Raw genomic sequence first — 22,212 nt, 5'->3', positions numbered from 1 at the left:
GCACCGGTGCGGGGTGTGGGTCACCACGGCCGGATGTTCTTTCCCGGCATCAGGTCTCGAACCCGCCACCGCTGCGCGCCACCCGGGGCGAGCGCTATCGGACCGGTGATTCCGCGTGTCGGCTCGGGACGACTCGATACCTCGCCCGAGACCGGTGCCTGCTCGAAGACGTGCACGTAGTTCCACGCATCGGGGCAGTAGTCGACGAGAATTTCGCGGCACAGCCCGCAGGCGGAGACGATTCGTATCGTCCCCCGGTCCGGTCCGGGCCGGTAGAGCACGGCCAGGACGGTGTCGATCTCGTCGGCGAGACTCCGCGCCGGCTCGGTGTTCGCGAGCACCGCGCCGAGCGCCATCGCCTCCGCGCACACCGACGAGCGTCCCGCGGAACCGGCCATATGTACGCCGAGGTGGACAGCGCCGTCCCGGGTACGGATCGCGGCCGCCACCTCGTGCCGGCCGGTTCGGTAGGTGCGGGACAGAGCCGCGACCGCGGCATCCCACAGATTCCGGTCGTACACAGCCAGACCAGATGGATACAATGTCATAAATCTAGGATCCCCAATGATGGCGGTCCTGGGCAACCCGGGATTCGCGCGTCGCGCGGATCCCGGCAATCCGAGGAGAGCGGACGCCATGGGTGTATCGCAGGGATCGAACTTCCCGATCATGACCGCAGACGAGGTACGCATCGTGTACCGCTCCGGCAGAACACGCACCCATGCGGTGCGGGGCATCAGCCTCGAGGTAGTACAGGGCGAAACCCTGGGCCTGGTCGGCGAATCCGGTTCCGGGAAGTCGAGCCTGGCTCGCGCGATGGCAGGCCTCGAACGGATCCACTCCGGGTCTGTCGGCTACCTCGGGCAGCCGCTGCCCGCCACACTGCGCTTACCCCGGTCCAGCAGACTCGATTTGCAGATGGTCTTCCAGGACCCGGGTAGTGCACTCAACCGGCGCCGCCGCATCGGCGCGGCATTGACCGACGCCCTGCGCGCGCGCTCGGGCCGGACACCCGGCGCCGACGCCGTGCCGGAATTGCTGGCCTCGGTCGGGCTGCCCGCGCATTTCGCCCATCGGTACCCGTCGGAAGCCTCCGGTGGACAGTTGCAACGGGTGGTGATCGCCCGGGCCCTCGCCGCGCGGCCACGAATCCTGTTCGCCGACGAGCCGGTCTCGGCGCTGGATGTCTCCGTACAGGCGCAGGTGCTCGACCTTCTCGTGGAGCTGCGGGAGAAGCATGCGCTCACCATTGTTTTCGTCTCACACGATCTCGGTGTGATCCGGCACATGTGCGACCGCGTCGCAGTGCTCCGGAACGGGGAGCTCGTCGAACTGGGCGACGCCGAGAAAGTCATCGCCGACCCACAACACGAGTACACGAAGTCACTGATCGACGCGGTCCCGGAGCTCGACGATATCGTCCGGCCGGCGGATTCCGTCGTCTAGCGGGCACAATCGGGGCAACCCCGCCGCCGACCGCACACGGCCCGGGGTCGGCACACGAACGGCACGTGGGCGGCGGCGGTTCACCGGGAGACGGCCGGCAGCCACGTGCGCCATCGCACCGGTGCGCGCCCGGCCCCGGGTACGACCTTCCGAACACACCGGCCATACCGGAATCGCCGGGTGCACGGTATGCGACCGACCGCACTCCCCCGGCACCAGGTTTCTCGCGAATCACCGGCAACCCCGCTGCATTACACACCCGTAAATTGTGGATGCATTTGCCTCGAGAATGGATCCAATAGTGCTACTTTCGCATCAAGCGTCCACGTGATCGGAGATTCTCGAGTGAGTGCTTTCAAACGACGCAACGAAATTCGTGACGAGAACGGTGGACTGGTCCTTCCCGTCCGGCTGTCCCGCCGGGGTTTCCTCGTCAATGCCGGAGTCGTCGGTCTGGGCGCGATGGGTGTGGGCGCCTTCCTCACTGCGTGTGGCCAGGGCGGCGGCAACGCGAAGATGGCGGAGATCCGCAAAGGCGGCACCCTCACCTTCGCGATCGACGGCACCAACGGCGTACTCGATCCCGCCGTGTACACCACGCTCGGCGACTGGCTCGCGGTCGACTCGATCTGTAGCGGTCTGACCACCTTCGACTTCGTCGACCCCGCCGTGCAGATGGCACTCGCCACCGGCGTCACCACCTCGGACGACGGCCGTACGGTCACCTTCACCCTGCGCGAAGGGGTCAGCTTCCACGACGGCACGATATTCACCGCGAACGACTGCGTCCGCACCTACAACCGGCAGATCCACGACGGCGATCCCACCCTCCCGAGCGCGTCCTCGCGCCCACTGCGCAGCGGCACCAACCGCAATATCGCGGCCGTCGAGGCGCCGGACGAACGCACCTTCGTCGTCCGGCTGAAAGAACCCGACCTCGTCCTGCCGGCCATGGCCTCCGATATCTCGGCCCGGATCGTCTCGGCTGCCGCACTCGACCGATTCGGACGCGACATCGGGCGCAACCTGATCGGCACCGGACCGTTCAAGGTCGCCTCCGTGACCCCGCAGCAGGCGATCACCCTCGAAGCGTTCAGTGGCTACTACGGGGGATCCCCGGTAATCGACCGGCTGGTGCTCCAGCAGGTCGCCGATGCCTCGTCGCTCAACGCCGGCCTCCAGGGCGGCCAGATCAATGCCTCCTCCTTCGTGGTGCACTCCGCCGCGAAAGCGCTCGCGGCGAACCCCCGGGTGTCGGTGTACGACACCCCGAACCGGGTCAACATCCACATGGTGATGAACGTGACCAAGGGTGTGCTGCGCGATATCCGGGTCCGCAAGGCCGTCAGCCTGTGTATCGACCGCGCGAAGGTCGTCGCGAACGCATTCTCCGGGTACGCCGAGGAACCCACCGGATTCGCCCTGCCCGCCGCCGATATCGCGCACGATCCGGCGCTGGCCGATCTGTCGAGACGAGATACCGCGGCCGCCGCGAAACTGATCGGCGAGGCCGGTGCCACGGGTTCGCCGGTCAGCCTGATCGCGCAGAACAACAACTGGTACCCGCGCGCCGCCCAGATCATCGAGCAGAACCTGGTGGAGATCGGTCTGGTTCCCGAAGTCGAATTGCTGGACCCGGGTTCGTTCGCCGGCAGGTTCTTCGATCTGGCCAACCACGAGCTGGCGATCTGGGAACGCAGCGGCTACATCCCCGACCCGGACAATATGGCGGGCAACATGCTCTCGTCGGTCAGCAGCTACGGAGCGCGCGGGGTCGGCGTCCCCACCTTGGATCCGGCGATCGCGGCCCGGGTGGACGGTCTGCTGGCCCGGGCCCGCCGGACCGATGTCGTCGCGGAGCGCACCGCGATCTACTCCGAGGCGCAGCGCATCTACGCGGAGGAAATCGCCGGTATCGCGGTGATCGCCTTCACCAGGAACATCGTGGCCTCCGCCGGATCCACCGATATCGGGGAGGCACCGCTGGCCAGCCAGCGAGCCCAATTGCAGAAGGCGGCGTTGACGGCATGAGCGCGATGGCCTCGTCCGCACCGGTCACCGTGCCGGCGACCGGCTCCGGCACCTGGCGCACCCGATGGCGCTACCGCCGGATCCTGCGGCGCCCGCTGGCGTGGTTCGCGTGGACCGTCCTGATCGTCTATGCACTGGTGCTGACGCTCGGTCCGGCCCTGCTGGACACCGATCCGCTGGCACAGGCCGCGCAGGCATTCGAGCCGATCGGCAGCACGGGACATATCCTCGGAACCGACGAACTGGGCCGAGACCTCCTGGCCCGCCTGCTCGCCGGCGGCCGGCCACTGCTGATGGTGTGCCTCGGCAGTGCGGCCGGCGCGGGGCTCATCGGGTCGGCACTCGGCATGCTGGCCGGTTATGCCGGCGGCGTCCTCGACGCCGTGGTCATGCGGGTGATGGATGTGCTGCTGGCCTTCCCGCTGGTCCTGGTCGCGATACTGATGGTCGCGTTACTGGGCGGGGGAACGACCAATATGATCGTGGCGATCACGGTCTCGCAGATCCCCTATTTCGCGCGGCCGGCCCGCAATCTCACCCTCGCCGAACGCGGGCAGGACTACATCCGTTCCGCGAAGGCACTCGGGTTCCGCGGCCCGCGCATCGCCACCCGGGAGATCCTGCCGAACATCTCCGGACAGCTTCTGGTGCAGGCGACCTCGACCCTGGCCGTCACCGCCGGACTCTCCTCGGCCCTGTCCTACCTCGGGCTCGGACAGGCCGCCGGCTCCCCCGACTGGGGCTATATGGTGCGTTCGGGTCAGGAATTCATCTTCGCCTATCCGATGCTCTGCCTGATCCCCGGTGTGCTCATCACCTTGTTCGCGGTCGCCGCCAATATCGTCGGCGACGATCTGCGCGACGCGCTCGATATCGAGGGACGCTGATGACCACGGCCGACGCGGTCGCATTCGCACCGCCCACCCGAAGTCCCGGTGCGCTGCTGCGCCGGATCGCCGGATCCGCGATCCTGCGCCGGCTGGCCATGGTGCCGGTCGTCGGACTGCTCGTCGCGGTCATCGTGTTCTTCGTGGCGCATGCTCTCCCGGGCGACCCGGTGGATCAGCTCACGAGTACCAACTCGACGATCACCGAAGCCGAGATCGCCGATTTCCGGGCCGATCTCGGGCTCGACGCGCCCCTACCGGTCAAGCTGTGGAACTACCTCACCGGACTGTTCACCGGTGATATGGGCGAGTCGTTCTACTCGGGCCGCACGGTGAGCAGCCTGCTCGCCGACACCGTTCCCGTGACGATCGAACTGGCGGTCGCCGCCATCTTCCTGACCGTACTGATGGGTGTGGTCACCGGCATCGTCGCAGCACGATTCCAGGGCACCTGGATCGACAGCGCGATCCGGCTCGGCGCGACCATCGGGTTCTCGCTCCCCTGGTTCGTGGTGGCGCTGATCGCGATCATCGTCTTCGGTGTCCAGCTGGGCTGGTTGCCGATCCTCGGCCGGCTGCCGGCGAGCGTCGAGTACGCCCCGACCACGGGATTCGTGCTCGTGGACGCGTTCGTGCAGAACCGTTTCGATCTCGTCGGGCCGTGGCTCACCCATCTGGTCCTCCCGGCATTCACCCTCGCGGCGACCAGCGCCGGATTCCTCACCCGGGTGACCCGCGCGGCATTCCTCGACTCACGATCGGAACCGTACGTACGCACCGCGCGGATGAAGGGACTCGACGAGCGGACCATCGATACGCGACACATTCTGCGCAATGCGGCCGTACCGATCCTGACGATGAGCGGTCTGCTGCTGGGCGGACTGCTCGGCGGCGCGGTCATCATCGAGGCGGTCTTCTCGTATCCGGGTGTGGGCAGCCTCCTCGTCGAGGCCGTCGACCGACGCGACTATTTCCTTCTCCAGGGCGCGGCACTGGCGATCGCCCTGATGTTCACCCTGGTCAACGCAATCGTCGACCTGGCCGTACTGAGTGTCGATCCGAGGTTGCGTCGTGAGTGAAGCGGAATCGAAAGTCCTGGATATCCGCGGACTGCGGGTCACGTTCCGGACGGACCGCGGACCGGTGCAGGCGGTCGGCGGTGTCGATCTGGCCCTGGCACCGGGCCGTATCCACGCCCTTGTCGGTGAATCCGGGTCGGGAAAGTCGGTGACCGGTTCGACCGTCATGGGGTTGACCCGTGGCCCCCGGACCAGCATCGAGGGCGAGATCCGCTACGCCGGAACGGATCTCCTCCAGGCCGGCGAACGGGTGCTGCGGGGCCTGCGCGGCCGGGAGCTGGCAATGGTGTTCCAGGACCCGATGCGCAGTCTCAACCCGATGCACCGGGTGGGACACCAGATCGCCGAGACCATACAGGTCAACGCGGGCCTCTCCCGCAAGGACGCGCGGGCGCAGGCGGTCGAAATGCTGCGGACGGTCGGTATCCGGGATCCCGGCCGGGCCGCCCGCGCCTACCCGCACGAGTTCTCCGGCGGTATGCGACAGCGAGTCGTGATCGCCATCGCCCTCGCGTGCGAGCCGAAGGTGCTGGTGGCGGACGAGCCCACGACCGCTCTCGATGTGAGTATCCAGGCCCAGATCCTGGAGCTGATGGTGTCGATGGCGCGCTCGATGGATACCGCCGTCCTGCTGATCACGCACGATCTCGGGGTGGTCGGCCGGTACGCGGACGATGTCAGCGTGATCCACGACGGCGAAATCCTGGAACGCGGGCCGGTGACCGATGTTCTCACGGCACCGCGGCACGACTACACCAAACGGCTGCTGGCCGCGATCCCGCGCCTGCGCGGACCACGGCGCAAATTCCTCACGCTGCCCGGCGGCGCCTGAGCGCTACCGCAGTCTTCTCGTCCGCAATCGAAGGGATCCCGATGATCATCGACGCCTACAACACCACCCAGGACGTCCGCGGCCGCTCGGATTACCTGACCGGAGCCCGCCGGGGCGAGGCGCCGCCACCGTACACACCGTTCGACTCGCGACGCATCATCGACCGGATGGACGCGGCCGGGGTGGACAAGGCGATGGTGTGCTCGCTGGCCCAGCGCATCGAGAACGATTTCCTGATCGAACTCGTGGCCGCCCACCCCGATCGGCTGTTCGGCTTCGGACAGGTGCTGCCGCAGGCCGACGAGGCGGAGAATACAATCCACCGGATCGCCGACGCCGGCCTGCCGGGGCTCAAATTGCACCCCTCCCTGCACGGGTACATGGCTTCCGACCACGGCCTGCTGGACCCGATCTTCGAGGTCTGCCGCGAACGCGGGCTCATCGTTCTGTTCAATTCCCTCGACGACGCCTTCTGCGCTCCGTTCGCCATCGAGGAGGTCGCGAAGTACTACCCGGAGGTGCCGACGATCATCGCGCATATGGGTGCGGTGTGGAATGTGCCCGATGCGATCACGGTGGCCGAACGCACCGAGAACATCTACCTGGAGACCTCCGCCACCCTGCTCGCCGATGTCCGGCGGGCCTACGGCCGCCTCGGTCCCGACAAGATCCTGATGGGAACGGAGTGGCCGGGTAGCGATTTCGACCTGGAGCGACTCAAGATCGCGAAGGCGGTTCCCGACGAAGCGGACCGCGCACAGATCGAAGGCCTCAATATGGCGCGGTTGCTGGGTACGGAGGTGCCGGCATGAGCGCGGCGAAATTCGAAAGGCTCTACTCGCCACTGGTTTCGGGGGAGCTCGCCGCGGAACTCGGCGGGAGCGGCAGCCCGGTGCAGTGGGAACGGCTGACCGCCCCCGAGTGCGCGGAACTCGTGGAACAGGTGGACTCGGTGCTCATTCCGCTGGGCGCCACCGAACAGCACGGTCCACACCTGGGCCTGTGCGTGGACGGGGAGATAGCGCACCATGTCTGTCTCGGTGTCTCCGCGCTGACCGGCGTCCCGGTCGTGCCGCCACTGGTATACGGAGTGTCCGGGTCGCACGGGGCGCTGCCCGGCACGCTGACCCTGCGGCCGGAGACGATGATCGCGATGCTCACCGACATCACCGATTCGCTGTACGCACTGGGTGTCCGGCAGTTCGTCTTCGTCAATGCGCACACCTGGAACGCCGGGCCCATGGAGGTGGTGGCAGATAAGCTCCGCGTCGAATACGACGACGTCCGGGTCCGCTGCCTGTTCTACGTCACCTGCTATCCCGGACCGGAGGTCGACGGTCGCGTCACCTACGGGCGCGGACTCATGCACGCCAACTACTTCGAGACATCGCTGATGCTCCATATCGACCCCGAGGTCGTCCATATGCCGCGCGCCGAATCACTGGAGGACCGGGACACCTTCTGGGACTACCGCACCGACCAGGTCAGCCGCAGTGGCGTCTGGGGGCGTGACGTGGAGCAGGCGACCGCCGAGAACGGCGCACGCGAGATGGAGCGATGTATCCGCACCACCGCCCGGGCCGTCGCGGCGGCCGTCGCCGAACCGTGGCCGGTGCCGCGCTGAACGGCGTCACCGTGCTGTCGTTGCCCGGCTTGCCGATCGCTGTGCATCCCTTCGTACTCGGATACGAACCGCTGGCGGAATCGGTGTCGATCCGGGGCGGGGCCCCCGACCGGTTCCTGCTCGAACCGGTGACCGCCGCCGCGGTCGAGTACTCGTCGAGGGAATGGGTGCTGCTGGATACCGGTTTCAATGTGGCCGTCGTCCGGGATCCGCAGCGCCGGGCGGCGCACTTCAACTACGAGAATTACACCGCGGTGGTTCCCCCGGGAGACCCGCTGGCCGACAGCGTCGCCGCGGCGGGACTCGACTGGTCCGCATTGCGCGGATGCGCCATCTCGCACCTGCATCTGGACCACTCCGGCGGGCTGCGCCTGGTGCCGGACGGTACGCCGATCTTGCTCCAGCGCCGGGAGTGGGAGTTCGCGGTCGGACGAGCGAAACTGTCGCACTGTTACTTTCGCGACGACTACGCCAGCCGGGACACCGATGTGCGTCTCCTGGACGGTGACGCCGGGATCGCCCCCGGGATCGCGGCCGTCGCCACACCGGGGCACACACCGGGCCACCAGTCGTTCGGGATCGAGCTCGGCGCGCGGCGCATCGTCCTGGCGTGCGACGCGGCAGACCTGCGGGCGAATCTCGACGAGCGCCGCGCCCCGGGCTGGACGGTGGACCCGCAGGACGTGGCGGCCGCGCAACGGTCCGTCGATCGACTCGCCGATCTCGATGCCCGGCCGGATGTCGAGGTCTGGCCCGGCCACGATCCGCAGTGGTGGGTCTGGCAGGCACCCCGCGTGATTCACCGAGCGTCCGGTACCACCATTCACCCGAGGAGAACTTCATGACTGTCGATCAACTGCGACACCCGGGCACTGCCGTGCCGCCCATCGCGTCGTGCGAGCCTTTCCACATCGACGGGAAGTGGGTCGACCCGGCCGGCCACGAGACATTCGAGGTGGTGAACCCGGCGTCCGGGGAACTGCTCACCCGGGCGGTCACGGCGACGGACGCCGATATCGACGCGGCGGTAGCCGCTGCCGCACGCGCCCACGCCGACGGACGCTGGCGCACGCTACCGCCGCTGGCGCGGGCCCGGGTGCTCACCCGGATCGCGGATCTGATCGAGGACAACCTCGAGGAGCTCGCCGTCCTCGAGACACTCGACAACGGCAAGCCGATCGAGCGGTCCCGGGCCGATACGCAGTCCGGCGCCAATACCTTCCGGCACTTCGCGGGTGCCACGACGCGGCTGACCGGTCGCACGATCCCGATCGACGGGGGCGCGCATCATGTCTTCACCACGCTGGAACCGGTCGGCGTGGCCGCGCTGATCCTGCCGTGGAACTTCCCGATCATGACCGGCTGTTTCAAGATCGCGCCCGCGCTGGCGGCCGGATGCACAGTGGTCGTCAAACCGGCGGAGCAGACCCCGCTGACCATGCTGCGGGTTGCGGCACTGTGCGAGCGTGCGGGCCTGCCCGCGGGCGTACTCAACGTGGTCACGGGTGACGGACGGGTGGGGGCACGCCTGGTCGGGCACCCGGCCGTCGCGAAGGTGTCGTTCACCGGATCCACCGAGGTCGGCCGGATGGTCATGGCCGCGGCCGCGCCGACCAGCAAGCGGCTGACCCTGGAACTGGGTGGTAAGAGTCCGAATATCGTGTTCGACGACGCGGACCTCGACGCCGCCGTGCGCACCGCGATCCGGGCGTCGTTCGGGCATTCTGGTCAGATGTGCACGGCGGGCAGCAGACTGCTCGTCCAGCGGTCGATTCTCGACGAGATGCACGAGCGGCTGACCGCGGCGGTACACCAGGTGCCGCTGGGGAACGGACTCGACGGTGGAGTGACCGTCGGGCCGCTGGTCTCGGAGGAGCAGCGGCAGCAGGTACTGCGGTACATCGAGATCGGCCGTACCGAGGGTGCCCGGATCCTCGCCGGTGGCAGCATTCCGGACCGGCCGGGCTTTTTCGTCGAACCCACCCTGTTCGCGGGCGTGGACAATGCGATGACGATCGCGCGCGAGGAGATCTTCGGTCCGGTGGTCGGGGTGATCCCCTTCTCCGACGAGGAGGAAGCCCTGGCCATCGCGAACGATACGAATTACGGACTGGCGGCGGGCGTCTGGACACGCGAGGTGTCGCGGGCGCATCGGATGGCGGCGGGTCTACGGGTTGGGACGGTGTGGGTGAACACGTACAACGTGTTCGATCCGGCCCTGCCGTTCGGTGGGCGCGGAGATTCAGGTATCGGCCGAGATCTGGGTGATGAGGCGCTGCACGACTTCTGCGAACCGAAGAGCGTGGTCATATCCCTCTAGATGGGGTCCACAAAGAGACTTATTGTATCCAATCTGATAGTTTCGGGATATGTTCCCGGGTGGGCGGCCGACCGAACACCCACCCGGTTCTCTCGAATTCCCAGGAGGGTCAGGCGATGACACTGGACACGCCGGTCGGCGCGCCCGCGATCGACCCCGCAATGCAGCGAGCCACCACACCGGGGTCCGGACTCTCCCGGCATCTCAACGCCGCCGGCGCCGCCCTGCCCACGCACCGGGTCTTGTCCGAGGTGACGAGCCATCTGCGGCTCGAGGCCAGGCTCGGCGGCTACGAGGCCGACGCACTCGCCCGTGACCGCATCGATGCCGTGTACGGCAAGGTCGCGGGATTGCTCGGCGCGAAACCCGCGGAGATGGGCCTGGTCCAGAGTGCCACCGTGGCCTGGCATCGCGCGATCGAGGCGTTGCGACTCGGCCCCGGTGACCGGGTACTGATGTCGCGTTCCAGCTATGTCAGCTCCGCACTCAACGTCCTGGAGCTGTCCCGTACCCAGGGCGTGCAGGTCGAGGTGCTACCCAACGATCCCGGTGGCGCCGTCGACCTGGACGCGCTCGCGCAGGCACTACGCCGGCCGGCCCGGCTGGTGACGGTCGCACACATACCGACCTCGTCGGGGTCGGTCGAACCCGTGGCCGAGATCGGGGCGCTGTGCCGCACCGCGGGGGTGACCTATCTACTCGACGCCACCCAGTCCGTGGGGCAGTTGCCGCTCGATGTCGAATCGATCGGATGCGACATCCTGGTCGGCACCGGACGCAAGTTTCTGCGTGGACCCCGGGGAACCGGCCTGCTGTACGTCTCGGACCGCATCCGCGCCCAGCTACGGCCGACCGCGCCGGACGTCCGTGGCGCGATGTGGAAGACAGACCACGACTACGAACTCACCGATACCGCACGCCGTTTCGAAACATGGGAGACAGCGCACGCGCTGCAACTCGGTCTCGGTGCCGCGGTGGACGAGGCGCTCGCGCTCGGTATCGACCGGATCGCCGATCACATCGGCGGTCTCGCGGACTATATGCGGCGCCGGCTGGCCGCCCTCGGCGGAGTGACGGTCCTCGACCCGCCGGCGGCACGCAGCGGGATCGTCACCTTCCGGGTCGCGGGCGAGAGCCCGGTGCAGACCAAGGCGAGATTGCTGAGGAGGGGGATTCGCGTCGTCGCGGTCCCGGCCTCGCACGGCCGCTGGGACCTCGGCGACCGCGGACTCGACGCCGTCGTCCGAGCCTCCGTGCACGTCTACAACGGCGCGGACGATGTGGATGCCCTGGAAGAGGCACTCACCGAGCAGACACCGCTGACAAAACCGGAATCCGCTCCCGCGCCGCTGCGTTCGGTCCGGCACGACGAGCACACCGATGTCATCGTCGTCGGCGCCGGAATCCACGGCAGTTCCACAGCGTGGCAGCTGGCTCGCCGAGGGCTGCGGGTCATCGCGCTCGAACAGTTCGGACCGGGACACGAAGAAGGGTCCTCACACGGCCGGCACCGGATGATCCGGCGCGCCTATCCCGCACCGATCTGGTATCCGCTGGTCGACCGCGCCTATGCGGCGTGGGCGGAACTCGAGGCCGAGGCAGCACGCCCGTTCGTCACCGTCACCGGCGGACTGTACGCGCGCGCACTCGACGCCGAGAGCGGCCTGGATGGGCCGGGTTGTACTCTGCTCGACCACACGCGGGCCGGAACACTGTTTCCGGGCCTGGCACTCGGACCGGACTTCCGGGCCCTGCACGACCCGGCCGCCGGGGTCATCGACGCCGCCGGAGCGATGTCGGCACTGCGCACCCTGAACTGGCGCGCCGGTGTGGATATCCGCGAGGACACCCGAGTCCTGGGTCTCGACGACGACGCCGCCGGGGTGGTCGTCACGACGACGACCGGACGGTTCCGCGCCGACCGAGTGGTTGTCTGTGCCGGACCGTGGACGGGGCGACTGCTACCGGAATTCGCTTCGGTGTTGCGGGTGACCCGGATCGTCAATATCCATATCGGCTCCTCCCGGCCCGAGCTGCTGGCGCCGCCCCGGCTGGGACCGTTCTCGATCGAGATCCCGGATGTCGGCCTGCTGTACGGTATTCCGGCACTCGACGGGAAGTCCCTCAAAGTCGGCCTCGACGAGGGGCCGGCCGATGATCTCGATCGCCCACGAGAGCCGGTGAGCCGGCGCGAGATCGACCTCCTGCACGAGCAGGTGCGGCGTTTCCTGCCTGCGGCGGACGGCGTCGTCGAGGAATCTCTGTCCTGCCGGTACACGATGGCACCGCGCAACCGGTTCGCTCTCGGGGTCCGGCCGGGATCCTCCCGGATTCTGGTCGCGGCGGCCTGCTCCGGCCACGGATTCAAGTTCGGTCCCGCCGTCGGCGCCGCGATGGCCGACCTCGCCACCGGAACCGACCGCCCGGACCTCGATTTCCTGGCCCCGTCGACCATGCTCACGGGGACCGGACACAGCACGGGCTGATCACCGGACCGCACCGGCCACCACCCGCCCCGCCCCTGGCTCGGGTAGTGTCGCCGTTTCCGGGAGGGTGTCGCGGATCAGCCCTTGTAGACCGTCGACGAACGTCGCTCGTACCAGCGGGCCAGTTGCTCTCCCGCACTGAGCACGTGCGCTTTCATCTCTTTGCGAGCGGCATCACGATCACCGGCGCGCAGGGCGGCCACGATTCGTTCGTGTTCGGCCACATTGTCCTCGCGGTGGCGGGAATTGCCCTGGAGTACGCGGGCCGAGACATTACGCGGGAAGTTCTCGTTCAGGTCCCCGATGACCTTGGCCAGTTTCTCGTTGCCCGCGACCCGGTGGATCAGGGTGTGGAACAGGTCGTTGGCCTCGGTGGTGCCGGCGGCCCGGCCCGGTTCGGGCGCGCTGGGCAGTGCGGACCGCAGGATCTCGTTGGCTTCGTCGAGTTGGTCCAGCACATCGGCGGTGATGTAGTCGACGGCGCGTTCGCAGGCGAGTGCCTCCAGTTCGGCGCGCACCTCGTAGGCCTCCCTGACCTCCCACGGCACCGGAACCCGGACGATCGCACCGCGATTGGGCACCACTTCGATCAGGCCGCCGGCCTGGAGTTGACGCAGCGCCTCCCGGACCGGTGTGCGACTGACACCGAGCGAGGCCGCGAGATCGGCCTGGCCGAGCTGGGCCCCGATCGGGATCTCGCCGGACATGATCTTGGCGCGAATCGCGGACGCGGTGCTGTCGACCAGCGCCCGCCCCGATTCGGTGGATGCTGCCATTCGGTCTCCCCCTTCAACGGATCCGGTCGTGTCCAGAAAGCCCTCGCTGCCGCTACGGCCGGCGACTGCCACGGAACGGCCGGGCCGAACCATCTCGGCAAATGTGGATCCAGGATAGCGCAGATGGGATGCGTTGTTGGTCCGGGTCGAACGCGCCGCAGAGAGGACACACTGCGCTATTTAGGATACAGTGATTCGAATATTGGATACAAATAGTCGAGTCTGGAACTTCGGGCTCGCCCTAGGCGAAGGAGGCGGGTGTGAGCACCTACGCGCCCACCCAGGCACCGGCACCGGCGACCGCCCATCCGCTGGATCCCCTCTCCACCAGCGAGATCGACGCGGCCGTGGCACTGGTCCGGGCCGACGCCCGGCTGAGCGACCGCCTTCGCTTCTGGGGCGCGACCCTCGACGAAGCACACGCCCGGGCCGTCATCGCCGGAGTGGCGGCGGAGGCAGGCCGGTACGTCGGTCTCGTGGTACTCGATTACGGGGCGAACCAGGCATGGGAGGTCGACGTCGTACTCGGCGACCGGCCGCGGTGTGCCGACTGGCGTCCGCTGGACCCCCGCCGCCCTGGTATCACCTCGGAGGAGGCGCGGGCCGCGGCCCGCGCCTGCCGCGACAGTGCCGAGTTCCGCGAAGTCCTCGCCCGCCGCGGTATCGACGACGTCTCCCTCGTGATGGTGGATCCCGAGTCGATGGGCGGATTCGTCCCCGAGAAGTACGCCGGACGCCGCGTCACCTGGGGAACCGTATGGCACCGGGTCGACGAGGGCGACAACGGATATGCGCGGCCGGTCCAGGGGGTCGTCCCGATCATCGATATGCAGACCATGGAGGTTCTCGAGGTCGAGGACCACGGCGTCGTACCGCTGTCGGCGGAGACCGGCAACTACGACAGCGGAGTCTGGGGACCCGACCGTGAAGGACTCGCCCCACTCGACGTGATCCAGCCCGCGGGTACCAGTTTCACCGTCGACGGCTGGCAGGTCACCTGGCAGGGCTGGGAGTTCCGGGTCGGCTTCACCCACCGCGAGGGCCTGGTTCTCTACGACCTCACCTTCAAGGGCCGGTCCGTCCTCAAACGTGCCGCCTGCAACGAAATGTATGTCCCCTACCTGGATTCCGATGCCACCCAGTACCGGAAGAACTTCTTCGACTGGGGCGAGTACGGGGCGGGCGCGCTGACCAACTCACTGGCCCTGGGCTGCGACTGCCTCGGCGTCATCCACTACTTCGACACCGCGGTCCTCGGCGGCGACGGTGCCGCGCAGCGCATCGCCCAGTCGATCTGCATGCACGAAGAGGACGACAGCATCCTCTGGAAACATACCGATATGCGGCGCGGCGTCGGCGAGGTGCGCCGCGCACGCACGCTGATCATCTCGAACTTCCAGACGGTCGCGAACTACGACTACGGCTTCTACTGGTCCCTGCATCAGGACGGAACCATTGAACTGGCGATCAAACTCACCGGTTTGATGTCGGCGTCGGGCATCGAAAAGGGGCAGGGCGCCCCCTACGGGCGCGTCGTGTCCGAGAACGTGCAGACGCCGAACCATCAGCACTTTTTCGGTCTCCGATTGGACGCCGCTGTCGACAGCCCGCTCAACCGTATTGTCGAGGAGCACGCGGAACTGGAGACCGACCCGCAGAAGAACCCGTGGGGCAATGCGATTCGCACCGTCCGGGTTCCGCTGCTCAACGAGCGCGACGCCGCGCAGCGCAACGATCCGGCGACAGCGCGACACTGGCGGATCGAGAGTGCCGAGAAGACCAATCGTTACGGCGAACCCACCGGGTACCGCCTGCTGCTCCCCAACACATCGCAGTCGTTCTGCGCACCCGGCAGCGTGATGTCGCGCCGGGCACCGTTCATCGACAACCACCTGTGGGTCACGCCGTACGATCCGAATGAACAGTACGTCGGTGGCCAGTACCCGAACCAGGCCGAACCGGGCGAGGACGGTGTCCGGGTCTGGCAACAGCAGGCGCGCTCCCTCGACGGCGCCGAACTCGTGCTGTGGCCGGTGCTCGGTGTCTTCCACTTCCCACGCCCGGAGCAGTGGCCGATCATGCCCGTTGAGCAGATCGGGTTCGTCCTCACACCCGACGGATTCTTCGACCGGAACCCGGCTTTGGACATCCCTGCCCCGAGAGCAGATTGCGCAGACGATGCCCTGTCAGCCGACCGATGCTGCGGTAACAGCTGATCCGGCGTGCCGAGCACACCGAAGGTAGCGGCTCGAAACGCATCGGAATGACGTATCAATCCGGGTGTCTGAAACAGAAAACGGTTCTTACTCGGTTGAGGATCGAAACAACGCTACGAGCCCTCTGTACAGGCAGTGCACGCTCGGGTAGCGAGGCGTTGCCGTCTGGACCCCTGCACATCTCGTGGGCTGGGGAGACCGCGGGCAAGGCAGCGGCGTGATCGGCCGGGTAGGGAATCGACCACGGTGTGTCGTCCCTCCCCGGCCGTTGTATTCGACTGGGATAGGACGTGGTTCGAGCCCGCCCGCACGATCTCGACGCCCCCGAAATTCGGGAGCCCTTCGAGCTTTGACACAGACCGGCCGTGCAGGTGAGCTGGGATCGCGAATAGCTCATCGAAGGCCGGCCCACAGAAGCTCGTAAGTAGGGGCAAGAAATCCTACCGGGCCTGGCGACCGTGGGCCTGGTTCCGGGCCCACGAAAAGGTAACGGGGCAGATCACGCCGCCGACCATTTCGTCAATCTCTCTGCTGGGTGGACCGCTACTCACTGAGTGAGATCTCGACCGGGATTCCAAGCAGGGCGGCGCTGTCCGCCCACAGGGGCATTGCGGGCATCGGGGTTCTGGGCAAGTTTCGACGGATTCGCCCATTCGAGCTTCCGGCGGCGGAGTCGTGCGTAGCCTCCCCCGGAGGGGATCTCCGCGCGGCTGAGTACGAGGTCGGCGAGTGCCGCACCGGCGGTCTCGACGTCCCCCATCCCGGGGACGATTCGCACGACCGGTGTGCCCAGAAGCCACCAGGCGGCCTACATGCCGGGGCTGTAGTTTCGCGAGAGGCCGGTGCCTGAAGTGGCGCCGGGGCGTACGCGACGGCGGTGATGTCGAGTAAGCGGTGCATGAGTAGGGGTGTGATGAGGTGCCAGGCGTCGACACCGCCTCTGTGGTGGAGCCCCTTCGGCACCTTCTGGGTCTGCAGCGGGATACCGAGCAGCACCCGCACCACGGTCTGCCGCGACAATCGCACCGACCAGCGCCGCAGCATTCGGACCGCCGCCCGCCCGGCCAGCTCCCGCACCGCCGCACGCACGTGCCCGGTCAACCGGGTAGTGCGCCGCCGATAGCGTTCCAGCACACCGGGGACCTGTTCCCGGAACGTGCGCTGGCAACCCCGAGTCGGGCAATACAAGCGCCGGACCCGCACCCGCACCACCACGCTGCGCCCATCGACCGGCAGATCGGCCAGTCGCTCGTGAACTCCATGCACGCGGTCCGATTCCGCACCACAACCTGGGCATTCAGCAACACCACCGGGAGTCCGGGTTCGGACCATCAGCCGTGGACCCACCACACCCACATCCTCGACAACAAGTGGCGACAACCCTGAAAAAATCACGCCGACACCAACACTCACCTCAGCCACCGGGCTATCGTGCCGCCGTCACCTCACAGGCACCACCGAAAGTGGGCCAGAGCCCTTAAAAAATCCACAGTCCCCTGGTCCAGCCCGCACCACTCGCTCACGGTAACAACAACTTACGGCGCTAAACAGCGAATCAGTAGTCCTCCGACTGATTCTGGCGCACGCCCGCCGACACGAGAACGAGTCCGCCGAAGCCCAGAAATCCGAACCCTCCCCTGACCCATCCAGCACACTCACACCCCGCAGCGGTCCGACGCCCGGCCGCGATACCGATCACGACCAGGAGGACCCGCGGCGATGATCAGATTCGCTTTCGCAGGCAGAGTTTCCACCGAGGACCAGCAAGAACCCGAAGCCTCCCGGAACTGGCAGCGGGGCCGCGCCGAAGCCCTGATCGCGCAGCAGGGCCACATCGTCACCGAGTTCTTCGATGTCGGCCAGTCACGCTCCATCCCCTGGAAACGCCGACCCGCAGCAGCACAACTGCTCGACCTCCTCAAGCAACCCGACCGCGGGTTCGACGCCGTCGTCATCGGCGAACCCCAACGCGCCTTCTACGGCAACCAATTCGGGCTCACCTTCCCGGTGTTCGTCCACTACGGCGTCGAACTATGGGTGCCCGAGGTCGGCGGCCCCGTCGACCCCGAATCCGAAGCCCACGACCTCATCATGTCCGTCTTCGACGGCATGTCCAAAGGCGAACGCAACCGCATCAAAATCCGCGTCCGCGCCGCCATCGCCGCCCAAGCCAAAGTCGAAGGCCGCTACCTCGGCGGCCGCCCACCCTACGGCTACCGCCTCACCGACGCCGGCCCACACCCCAACCCCAGCAAAGCCGCCGACGGCAAACGACTCCACCAACTAGAACCCCACCCAGACACCGCACCCGTCGTGCAGCGCATATACCGCGAATACCTCTCCGGCATAGGAATCTTCGCCATCGCCCAACGTCTCACCGCAGAAGGCATCCTCTGTCCATCGGCCCACGACCGCCGCCGCAACCCGCACCGCTCCGGCATCGCCTGGTCCAAAGGTGCGGTCCGCACAATCCTCACCAACCCCCGCTACACCGGCTACGCCGTCTGGAACAAACAGCACAAACACGAATCCCTCATCGACGTCGACGACGTCGCCCTCGGCCACCAGACCCGCCTGACCTGGAACCAGAAAACCGAGTGGGTCTACTCCGACCACCCCGTTCACCCCGCGCTGGCCACCAAAGCCGACATCGAAAACGTGCGGCTGCGTCTGGCCTCTCGCGGACCGAAATCCAGCGGCCGAGTCGTGACCCGCACCAAACACACCTACTGCTTCACCGGACTGCTGTTCCACCAAGCATGCAAGCGACGGATACAAGGAACCTGGAACCACGACCGCGCCCACTACCGCTGCCGCTACCCCTCCGAATACGCCCTCGCCAACGACCTCGACCATCCCCCATCGGTCTACCTACGAGAAGACCAACTCACCGAACCCCTCGACACCTGGCTCGCCGAGGTCTTCCACCCCGACCACATCGAACACTCACTCACCATGCTCGAACAGGTCCAACCCGACGCTGCCCCTCCCTCGGACACCGGACGCAGCACACTCCGAGAACTCGACCAGAAACTGAGCAGATACCGCGCCGCGCTGGAAGCCGGAACCGACCCGGCTGTGGTTGCGACCTGGATCAAGGAAGTCCAACACCAACGAGAACTGGTCACCGCCCAGTTGGCGACGCTGGACTCGACTCGAGACCCCCAGCGAAAGCTGAGCAAGAAAGAAATAGAACGACTCATCGACGCCTTCGGCGGCCTGACCCCGGTCCTCCGCACAGCAGAACCAGGCGAAAAGCAGGAAGTCTACCGACGCCTCGGCCTGAAGCTCATCTTCGACCACGCCACACGGACGGTCGATGCTGAAGCTATCCCCCCACCGCCCGTGGGCGTAGTGGTCGTGTCCGGAGGGGGACTTGAACCCCCACGCCCGATAAAGGGCACTAGCACCTCAAGCTAGCGCGTCTGCCATTCCGCCACCCGGACCGGTGTGCTCAGCAAGAGTATCGGATCCCGCCACCCGGGCAAAATCGCGGGTGCCACCTGCGGAAATCCACTCGATTGTCAGCCTATGACGAATTACCACCCGGCCGCCGTGGACCGTGAGTAGATTGTGGTGCGCAGCGGTGCAGTCGCGGTGAGGAGCGCCAGTGGGACACGATGTCGCGGTCGTTATCGGAGTGGGCGGTATGGGGCGGGCCATCGCACGCCGGATCGGGGGTGGGCGGCGGCTGCTGATCGCGGATTTCGATCAGAGCAGCCTGGATTCGGTCGTGGAGCTGCTGGCCGGCGAAGGGCATCAGGTGATCGGACGCCAGGTGGATGTATCCGATGCCGGGTCGGTGACGGCGCTGGCCGCGGCCGCGGGTGCGTCGGGGCGGGTCACCCATATCGCGCATACGGCGGGGGTGTCTCCTACGCAGGCCGTGACGAAGGCGGTGCTGGAGGTGGATCTGCTGGGGACAGCGCTGGTGCTGGACGCTTTCGAAGGGGTGGTCGCCGAGGGTGGGGCGGGGGTGGTGATCGCGAGTATGTCGGCGTATATGGCGCCGTTGCCGGATGATCAGGTCGCGGCGCTGGCGCATACTCCGGCGGGGGAACTGCTGGCGTTGCCGTTCCTCGACCACGACGCGCATCCGGGTATCGCCTACGCGGTGGCCAAACGGGGCAATGTGGCGCGGGTGCAGGCCGCGGCTGTCGCGTGGGGACGGCGGGGGGCGCGGCTCAATTCGATCAGTCCGGGGGTGATCTCGACGCCGATGGGCCGGCAGGAGCTGGAGGGGGAATCGGGGGCGGCGATGCGGGCGATGGTCGACGCGTCGGCGACCGGCAGGTTGGGGACGCCGGACGATATCGCGCACGCTGCGGCCTTCCTGTTGGATCCGGCTTCGAGTTTCATCGCGGGGGTGGATCTGCTGGTCGACGGGGGGACGGTGGCAGGCGTGCGGACGCTGGCTTCCGGGTGAGGGCGCGGCGGGACGGATTCACGGCGGCGGGTTCGTGTCCAGGGTCGCGGTTCGCGTGAGGGGAATTGTTGACGACGCCGGGGCAGGCGGATGATGATGCGGCCACCAGCCCCGACGTCCCGGAAGTGAACTGTGCCGCCCTCGAGAGTTCCCGCAATCCATCTAGGCCCGGACCACCACCTCGCTCTCGCCCGGGGAATCGAGGCCGGCGGGGGCCGGTTGGTGCCGCTGGACGAAGCCGAGGCGGTGGTGTGGACGGGCGGGCCGGATTCGTTCCCCGCGCGGCTGCCGGCCGCCGTGCGATGGGTGCAGTTGCCGAGCGCGGGGATCGAACGGTGGTTCGCCGCGCGGATTCTCGACGGTGAGCGGGTCTGGACCTCGGCGGCGGGGGCTTATGCGTCGAGTGTGGCCGAGCACGCGGTACTCCTGCTGCTGGCCGGTGTCCGAGGTCTGGGTGAGCAGGCGCGGGCGACATCCTGGCGTAAGGCGGAGTTCGAGACGCGGGTCGGTACGCTGCGCGGGGCCACGGTCGCGATCATCGGCGCCGGGGGTATCGGTCGGGCCATGATCCCGCTGTTCACGGCGTTCGGGGCGGAGGTGCTGGCGTCGACCCGGTCGGGGGCACCGGTGCCGGGCGCCGCCGAGACGGTGGACGCGAGCCGCAACGCCGAACTCTGGGCGCGCGCGGATCATTTCGTGATCGCGGCACCGGCGACCGCGGAAACCGCGCGGCTCGTCGACGAGGACGCACTGGCGCAGATGAAACCGACGGCCTGGATCGTGAATATCGCGCGGGGATCGCTGATCGACACCGACGCGCTGGTGCGCGCGTTGCGCACGGAGACGATCGGGGGCGCGGCGCTGGATGTGACCGATCCGGAACCGCTGCCCGAGGGGCATCCGCTGTGGTCGCTGCCCAACGCGGTGATCACCCCGCATCTGGCGAACCCGTCGACCGGGCTGCCGAACCTGCTCGCCGAGCATGTGCGGGCCAATGTGGCGCGGTTCGCCGCCGGGGAACAGTTGCTGTCCCCGGTGGATATCGAACGCGGATACTGAGCCGGACCGCGGGCCTCCCCGTGGCCCGGCGGCGGCGTCAGACCTCGAGGATTTCGTCGAGCGGACGGCGCGGGGTATCGGCGAGCGGCGCCGCGGTACGGGAACTCCAGCCGACCCGGACCATGGATTGGGGGTACGCGCAATCGTGGAGCAGGCCGGCCCTGATCTCCTGCCGCGATTCCGCCACCCCGAGGGGTTCGGTCTGCACGCTGGTGGCGAGCCCCAGACCGGTCGCGGTGAGCAGGAGCGCGCTGGTGGCCTCCCCCGCGCGCAGCTGCGCCCGGCGGTCGTCGCGAGTGGTGCCGATGACCAGCCACTGGGCGGCGTCGGGGCGATCCGCGGGGTCGAACAGGGACGGGTCGGCGAAGGTGCGTACCGGGATCTCACCGGCCGGACGCGCCGCGGGGGCGTTCTGCGACGGCACCCCGTCGGTGATCCGGTGGCGACCGCTCCAGCGAGCGATCTCCGCCTGGTATCGCCGGTCGGTGGCATGCGCCGCGACCACCTGGCGCATCGGCGCGGACAGGCGGGGCAGCAGCGTGTCCGGGACCTGGCGGACCGCGGCGCCACAGGCCGACACCCGGGTGGCCAGCGACCGGAGATGGCGGGCCGGGACGGGCCTGGGCAGGTAGTGGCGCCGGTCGGTGCGGCGCAACAGGATGGCGGCGGCCAGGTCGATCTGCGCGTCGCTGGGCGGCCGGCGGAGGGTGTGGATCGTGGCGAGATGGTCCGGGTCGCGGGGATCGGGGCAGTAGTCCACGGCGGAGGCCCAGCCGAGCGCACCCAGCGCGGCGCGCATATGGTGCAGAGCGGCACCGCAGCTGACCACGAGTGAGCGCTGATACGGGTCGGTGATCGTCAACTGCCGGCCGGTATCGGCGAAGAGCTGGATACCGGTGACGGTGGGCCGCCAGCGCCAGGGTTGGGTGTTGTGCACCGACGGCGCTCGAACCGCCAGGCCGAGGGCGATATCGGTGACCTCACGATCCGGGATCGCGCAGGGCATGGTGTTGCGTCCTTCCGGTTACAG

General features: G+C 67.7%; 18 protein-coding genes, 1 tRNA gene and 2 pseudogenes. 14 read left to right on the top strand and 7 right to left on the bottom strand.

The annotated features are described in order from the left end of the window. Positions 1-20: 20 nt before the first annotated feature. Positions 21-548, bottom strand: a complete 528-nt coding sequence (locus ACWEWT_RS27135; RefSeq protein ID WP_452563065.1) for a hypothetical protein — start codon at positions 546-548, stop codon at positions 21-23. Positions 549-564: 16 nt separating this feature from the next. Here ACWEWT_RS27135 and ACWEWT_RS27130 point away from each other — a divergent pair, with 16 nt between their 5' ends. From ACWEWT_RS27130 to ACWEWT_RS27085, 10 genes are all read left to right on the top strand, one after another. Continuing rightward, positions 565-1,446, top strand: coding sequence for an ABC transporter ATP-binding protein (locus ACWEWT_RS27130; protein WP_452563063.1), 882 nt, complete (start codon positions 565-567; stop codon positions 1,444-1,446). A 345-nt stretch (positions 1,447-1,791) separates the two neighbouring features. Then, positions 1,792-3,477 (top strand): ABC transporter substrate-binding protein, encoded by a 1,686-nt coding sequence (locus ACWEWT_RS27125; RefSeq protein WP_452563062.1) that lies wholly within the window; start codon positions 1,792-1,794, stop codon positions 3,475-3,477. Beyond that, positions 3,474-4,364, top strand: coding sequence for an ABC transporter permease (locus ACWEWT_RS27120; protein WP_452563060.1), 891 nt, complete (start codon positions 3,474-3,476; stop codon positions 4,362-4,364). The genes ACWEWT_RS27125 and ACWEWT_RS27120 overlap by 4 nt, the downstream gene beginning before the upstream one ends. Next, a complete protein-coding gene (locus ACWEWT_RS27115) occupies positions 4,364-5,443 on the top strand; it encodes an ABC transporter permease (RefSeq protein ID WP_452563058.1) in 1,080 nt (359 codons plus the stop codon). Before ACWEWT_RS27120 ends, ACWEWT_RS27115 begins: the two co-directional genes overlap by 1 nt. Further along, positions 5,436-6,275: an ABC transporter ATP-binding protein gene (locus tag ACWEWT_RS27110; RefSeq protein WP_452563056.1), complete on the top strand. Its 840-nt coding sequence runs from the start codon at positions 5,436-5,438 to the stop codon at positions 6,273-6,275. The genes ACWEWT_RS27115 and ACWEWT_RS27110 overlap by 8 nt, the downstream gene beginning before the upstream one ends. 41 nt (positions 6,276-6,316) lie before the next feature. Beyond that, complete coding sequence (locus ACWEWT_RS27105; protein WP_452563055.1) at positions 6,317-7,087, top strand: amidohydrolase family protein; 771 nt, start codon at positions 6,317-6,319, stop codon at positions 7,085-7,087. Beyond that, positions 7,084-7,899, top strand: coding sequence for a creatininase family protein (locus ACWEWT_RS27100; protein ID WP_452563054.1), 816 nt, complete (start codon positions 7,084-7,086; stop codon positions 7,897-7,899). The genes ACWEWT_RS27105 and ACWEWT_RS27100 overlap by 4 nt, the downstream gene beginning before the upstream one ends. Further along, positions 7,833-8,744, top strand: a complete 912-nt coding sequence (locus ACWEWT_RS27095) for an N-acyl homoserine lactonase family protein (protein WP_452563052.1) — start codon at positions 7,833-7,835, stop codon at positions 8,742-8,744. The genes ACWEWT_RS27100 and ACWEWT_RS27095 overlap by 67 nt, the downstream gene beginning before the upstream one ends. Next, positions 8,741-10,219 (top strand): aldehyde dehydrogenase family protein, encoded by a 1,479-nt coding sequence (locus ACWEWT_RS27090; RefSeq protein WP_452563050.1) that lies wholly within the window; start codon positions 8,741-8,743, stop codon positions 10,217-10,219. The genes ACWEWT_RS27095 and ACWEWT_RS27090 overlap by 4 nt, the downstream gene beginning before the upstream one ends. Positions 10,220-10,335: 116 nt before the next feature. Then, a complete protein-coding gene (locus tag ACWEWT_RS27085) occupies positions 10,336-12,705 on the top strand; it encodes an aminotransferase class V-fold PLP-dependent enzyme (protein WP_452563049.1) in 2,370 nt (789 codons plus the stop codon). 77 nt (positions 12,706-12,782) lie between these two features. On the opposite strand, the gene ACWEWT_RS27080 is transcribed toward ACWEWT_RS27085, so the two are convergent. Next, a complete protein-coding gene (locus tag ACWEWT_RS27080) occupies positions 12,783-13,481 on the bottom strand; it encodes a GntR family transcriptional regulator (RefSeq protein ID WP_452563047.1) in 699 nt (232 codons plus the stop codon). A gap of 260 nt (positions 13,482-13,741) precedes the next feature. On the opposite strand from ACWEWT_RS27080, the gene ACWEWT_RS27075 reads away from it, so the two are divergent. After that, the gene (locus ACWEWT_RS27075) at positions 13,742-15,697 is read left to right on the top strand and encodes a primary-amine oxidase (protein ID WP_452563045.1); all 1,956 of its coding nucleotides are present in this window, start codon (positions 13,742-13,744) and stop codon (positions 15,695-15,697) included. Positions 15,698-16,244: 547 nt separating this feature from the next. Here the strand turns inward: ACWEWT_RS27075 and ACWEWT_RS27070 are convergent. Both ACWEWT_RS27070 and ACWEWT_RS27065 read right to left on the bottom strand, forming a co-directional pair. After that, positions 16,245-16,457 (bottom strand): hypothetical protein, encoded by a 213-nt coding sequence (locus tag ACWEWT_RS27070; protein ID WP_452563105.1) that lies wholly within the window; start codon positions 16,455-16,457, stop codon positions 16,245-16,247. Between the two features lie 155 nt (positions 16,458-16,612). Next, positions 16,613-17,119: pseudogene (locus ACWEWT_RS27065) on the bottom strand (transposase family protein); the annotation flags it as partial. Positions 17,120-17,416: 297 nt separating this feature from the next. On the opposite strand from ACWEWT_RS27065, the pseudogene ACWEWT_RS27060 reads away from it, so the two are divergent. After that, positions 17,417-18,316 (top strand): annotated as a pseudogene (locus ACWEWT_RS27060) (recombinase family protein); the annotation flags it as partial. Between the two features lie 327 nt (positions 18,317-18,643). Here ACWEWT_RS27060 and ACWEWT_RS27055 read toward each other — a convergent pair. After that, positions 18,644-19,000, bottom strand: coding sequence for a hypothetical protein (locus ACWEWT_RS27055; RefSeq protein ID WP_452563044.1), 357 nt, complete (start codon positions 18,998-19,000; stop codon positions 18,644-18,646). Positions 19,001-19,058: 58 nt separating this feature from the next. Further along, positions 19,059-19,143: transfer RNA gene (locus ACWEWT_RS27050), tRNA-Leu, on the bottom strand. A 164-nt stretch (positions 19,144-19,307) separates the two neighbouring features. Between ACWEWT_RS27050 and ACWEWT_RS27045 the strand changes: the two genes are divergently transcribed. Together ACWEWT_RS27045 and ACWEWT_RS27040 are read left to right on the top strand one after the other, a co-directional pair. Then, entirely contained in the window at positions 19,308-20,123 is an 816-nt protein-coding gene (locus tag ACWEWT_RS27045) for an SDR family oxidoreductase (RefSeq protein WP_452563043.1), read from the top strand. A 132-nt stretch (positions 20,124-20,255) separates the two neighbouring features. Further along, on the top strand, positions 20,256-21,182 hold the full coding sequence (locus ACWEWT_RS27040) for a D-isomer specific 2-hydroxyacid dehydrogenase family protein (protein WP_452563042.1): 927 nt from the start codon (positions 20,256-20,258) through the stop codon (positions 21,180-21,182). 37 nt (positions 21,183-21,219) lie between these two features. Here ACWEWT_RS27040 and ACWEWT_RS27035 read toward each other — a convergent pair whose 3' ends face one another. Next, positions 21,220-22,188 (bottom strand): Acg family FMN-binding oxidoreductase, encoded by a 969-nt coding sequence (locus ACWEWT_RS27035; RefSeq protein ID WP_452563041.1) that lies wholly within the window; start codon positions 22,186-22,188, stop codon positions 21,220-21,222. Positions 22,189-22,212: the final 24 nt, after the last annotated feature.

It is taken from the genome of Nocardia sp. NPDC003963 (assembly GCF_053605105.1).
This window is presented reverse-complemented; position numbering and strand designations above follow the sequence as displayed.

What these genes read in the sequence shown, in the direction of transcription:
- ACWEWT_RS27105 (WP_452563055.1), top strand. Translation starts at nt 6,317, where the DNA reads ATGATCATCGACGCCTACAACACCACCCAGGACGTCCGCGGCCGCTCG.
- ACWEWT_RS27035 (WP_452563041.1), bottom strand. Translation starts at nt 22,188, where the DNA reads ATGCCCTGCGCGATCCCGGATCGTGAGGTCACCGATATCGCCCTCGGC.
- ACWEWT_RS27090 (WP_452563050.1), top strand. Translation starts at nt 8,741, where the DNA reads ATGACTGTCGATCAACTGCGACACCCGGGCACTGCCGTGCCGCCCATC.
- ACWEWT_RS27070 (WP_452563105.1), bottom strand. Translation starts at nt 16,457, where the DNA reads ATGGGGGACGTCGAGACCGCCGGTGCGGCACTCGCCGACCTCGTACTC.
- ACWEWT_RS27100 (WP_452563054.1), top strand. Translation starts at nt 7,084, where the DNA reads ATGAGCGCGGCGAAATTCGAAAGGCTCTACTCGCCACTGGTTTCGGGG.
- ACWEWT_RS27120 (WP_452563060.1), top strand. Translation starts at nt 3,474, where the DNA reads ATGAGCGCGATGGCCTCGTCCGCACCGGTCACCGTGCCGGCGACCGGC.
- ACWEWT_RS27080 (WP_452563047.1), bottom strand. Translation starts at nt 13,481, where the DNA reads ATGGCAGCATCCACCGAATCGGGGCGGGCGCTGGTCGACAGCACCGCG.
- ACWEWT_RS27135 (WP_452563065.1), bottom strand. Translation starts at nt 548, where the DNA reads ATGACATTGTATCCATCTGGTCTGGCTGTGTACGACCGGAATCTGTGG.
- ACWEWT_RS27115 (WP_452563058.1), top strand. Translation starts at nt 4,364, where the DNA reads ATGACCACGGCCGACGCGGTCGCATTCGCACCGCCCACCCGAAGTCCC.
- ACWEWT_RS27130 (WP_452563063.1), top strand. Translation starts at nt 565, where the DNA reads ATGATGGCGGTCCTGGGCAACCCGGGATTCGCGCGTCGCGCGGATCCC.
- ACWEWT_RS27095 (WP_452563052.1), top strand. Translation starts at nt 7,833, where the DNA reads ATGTATCCGCACCACCGCCCGGGCCGTCGCGGCGGCCGTCGCCGAACC.
- ACWEWT_RS27085 (WP_452563049.1), top strand. Translation starts at nt 10,336, where the DNA reads ATGACACTGGACACGCCGGTCGGCGCGCCCGCGATCGACCCCGCAATG.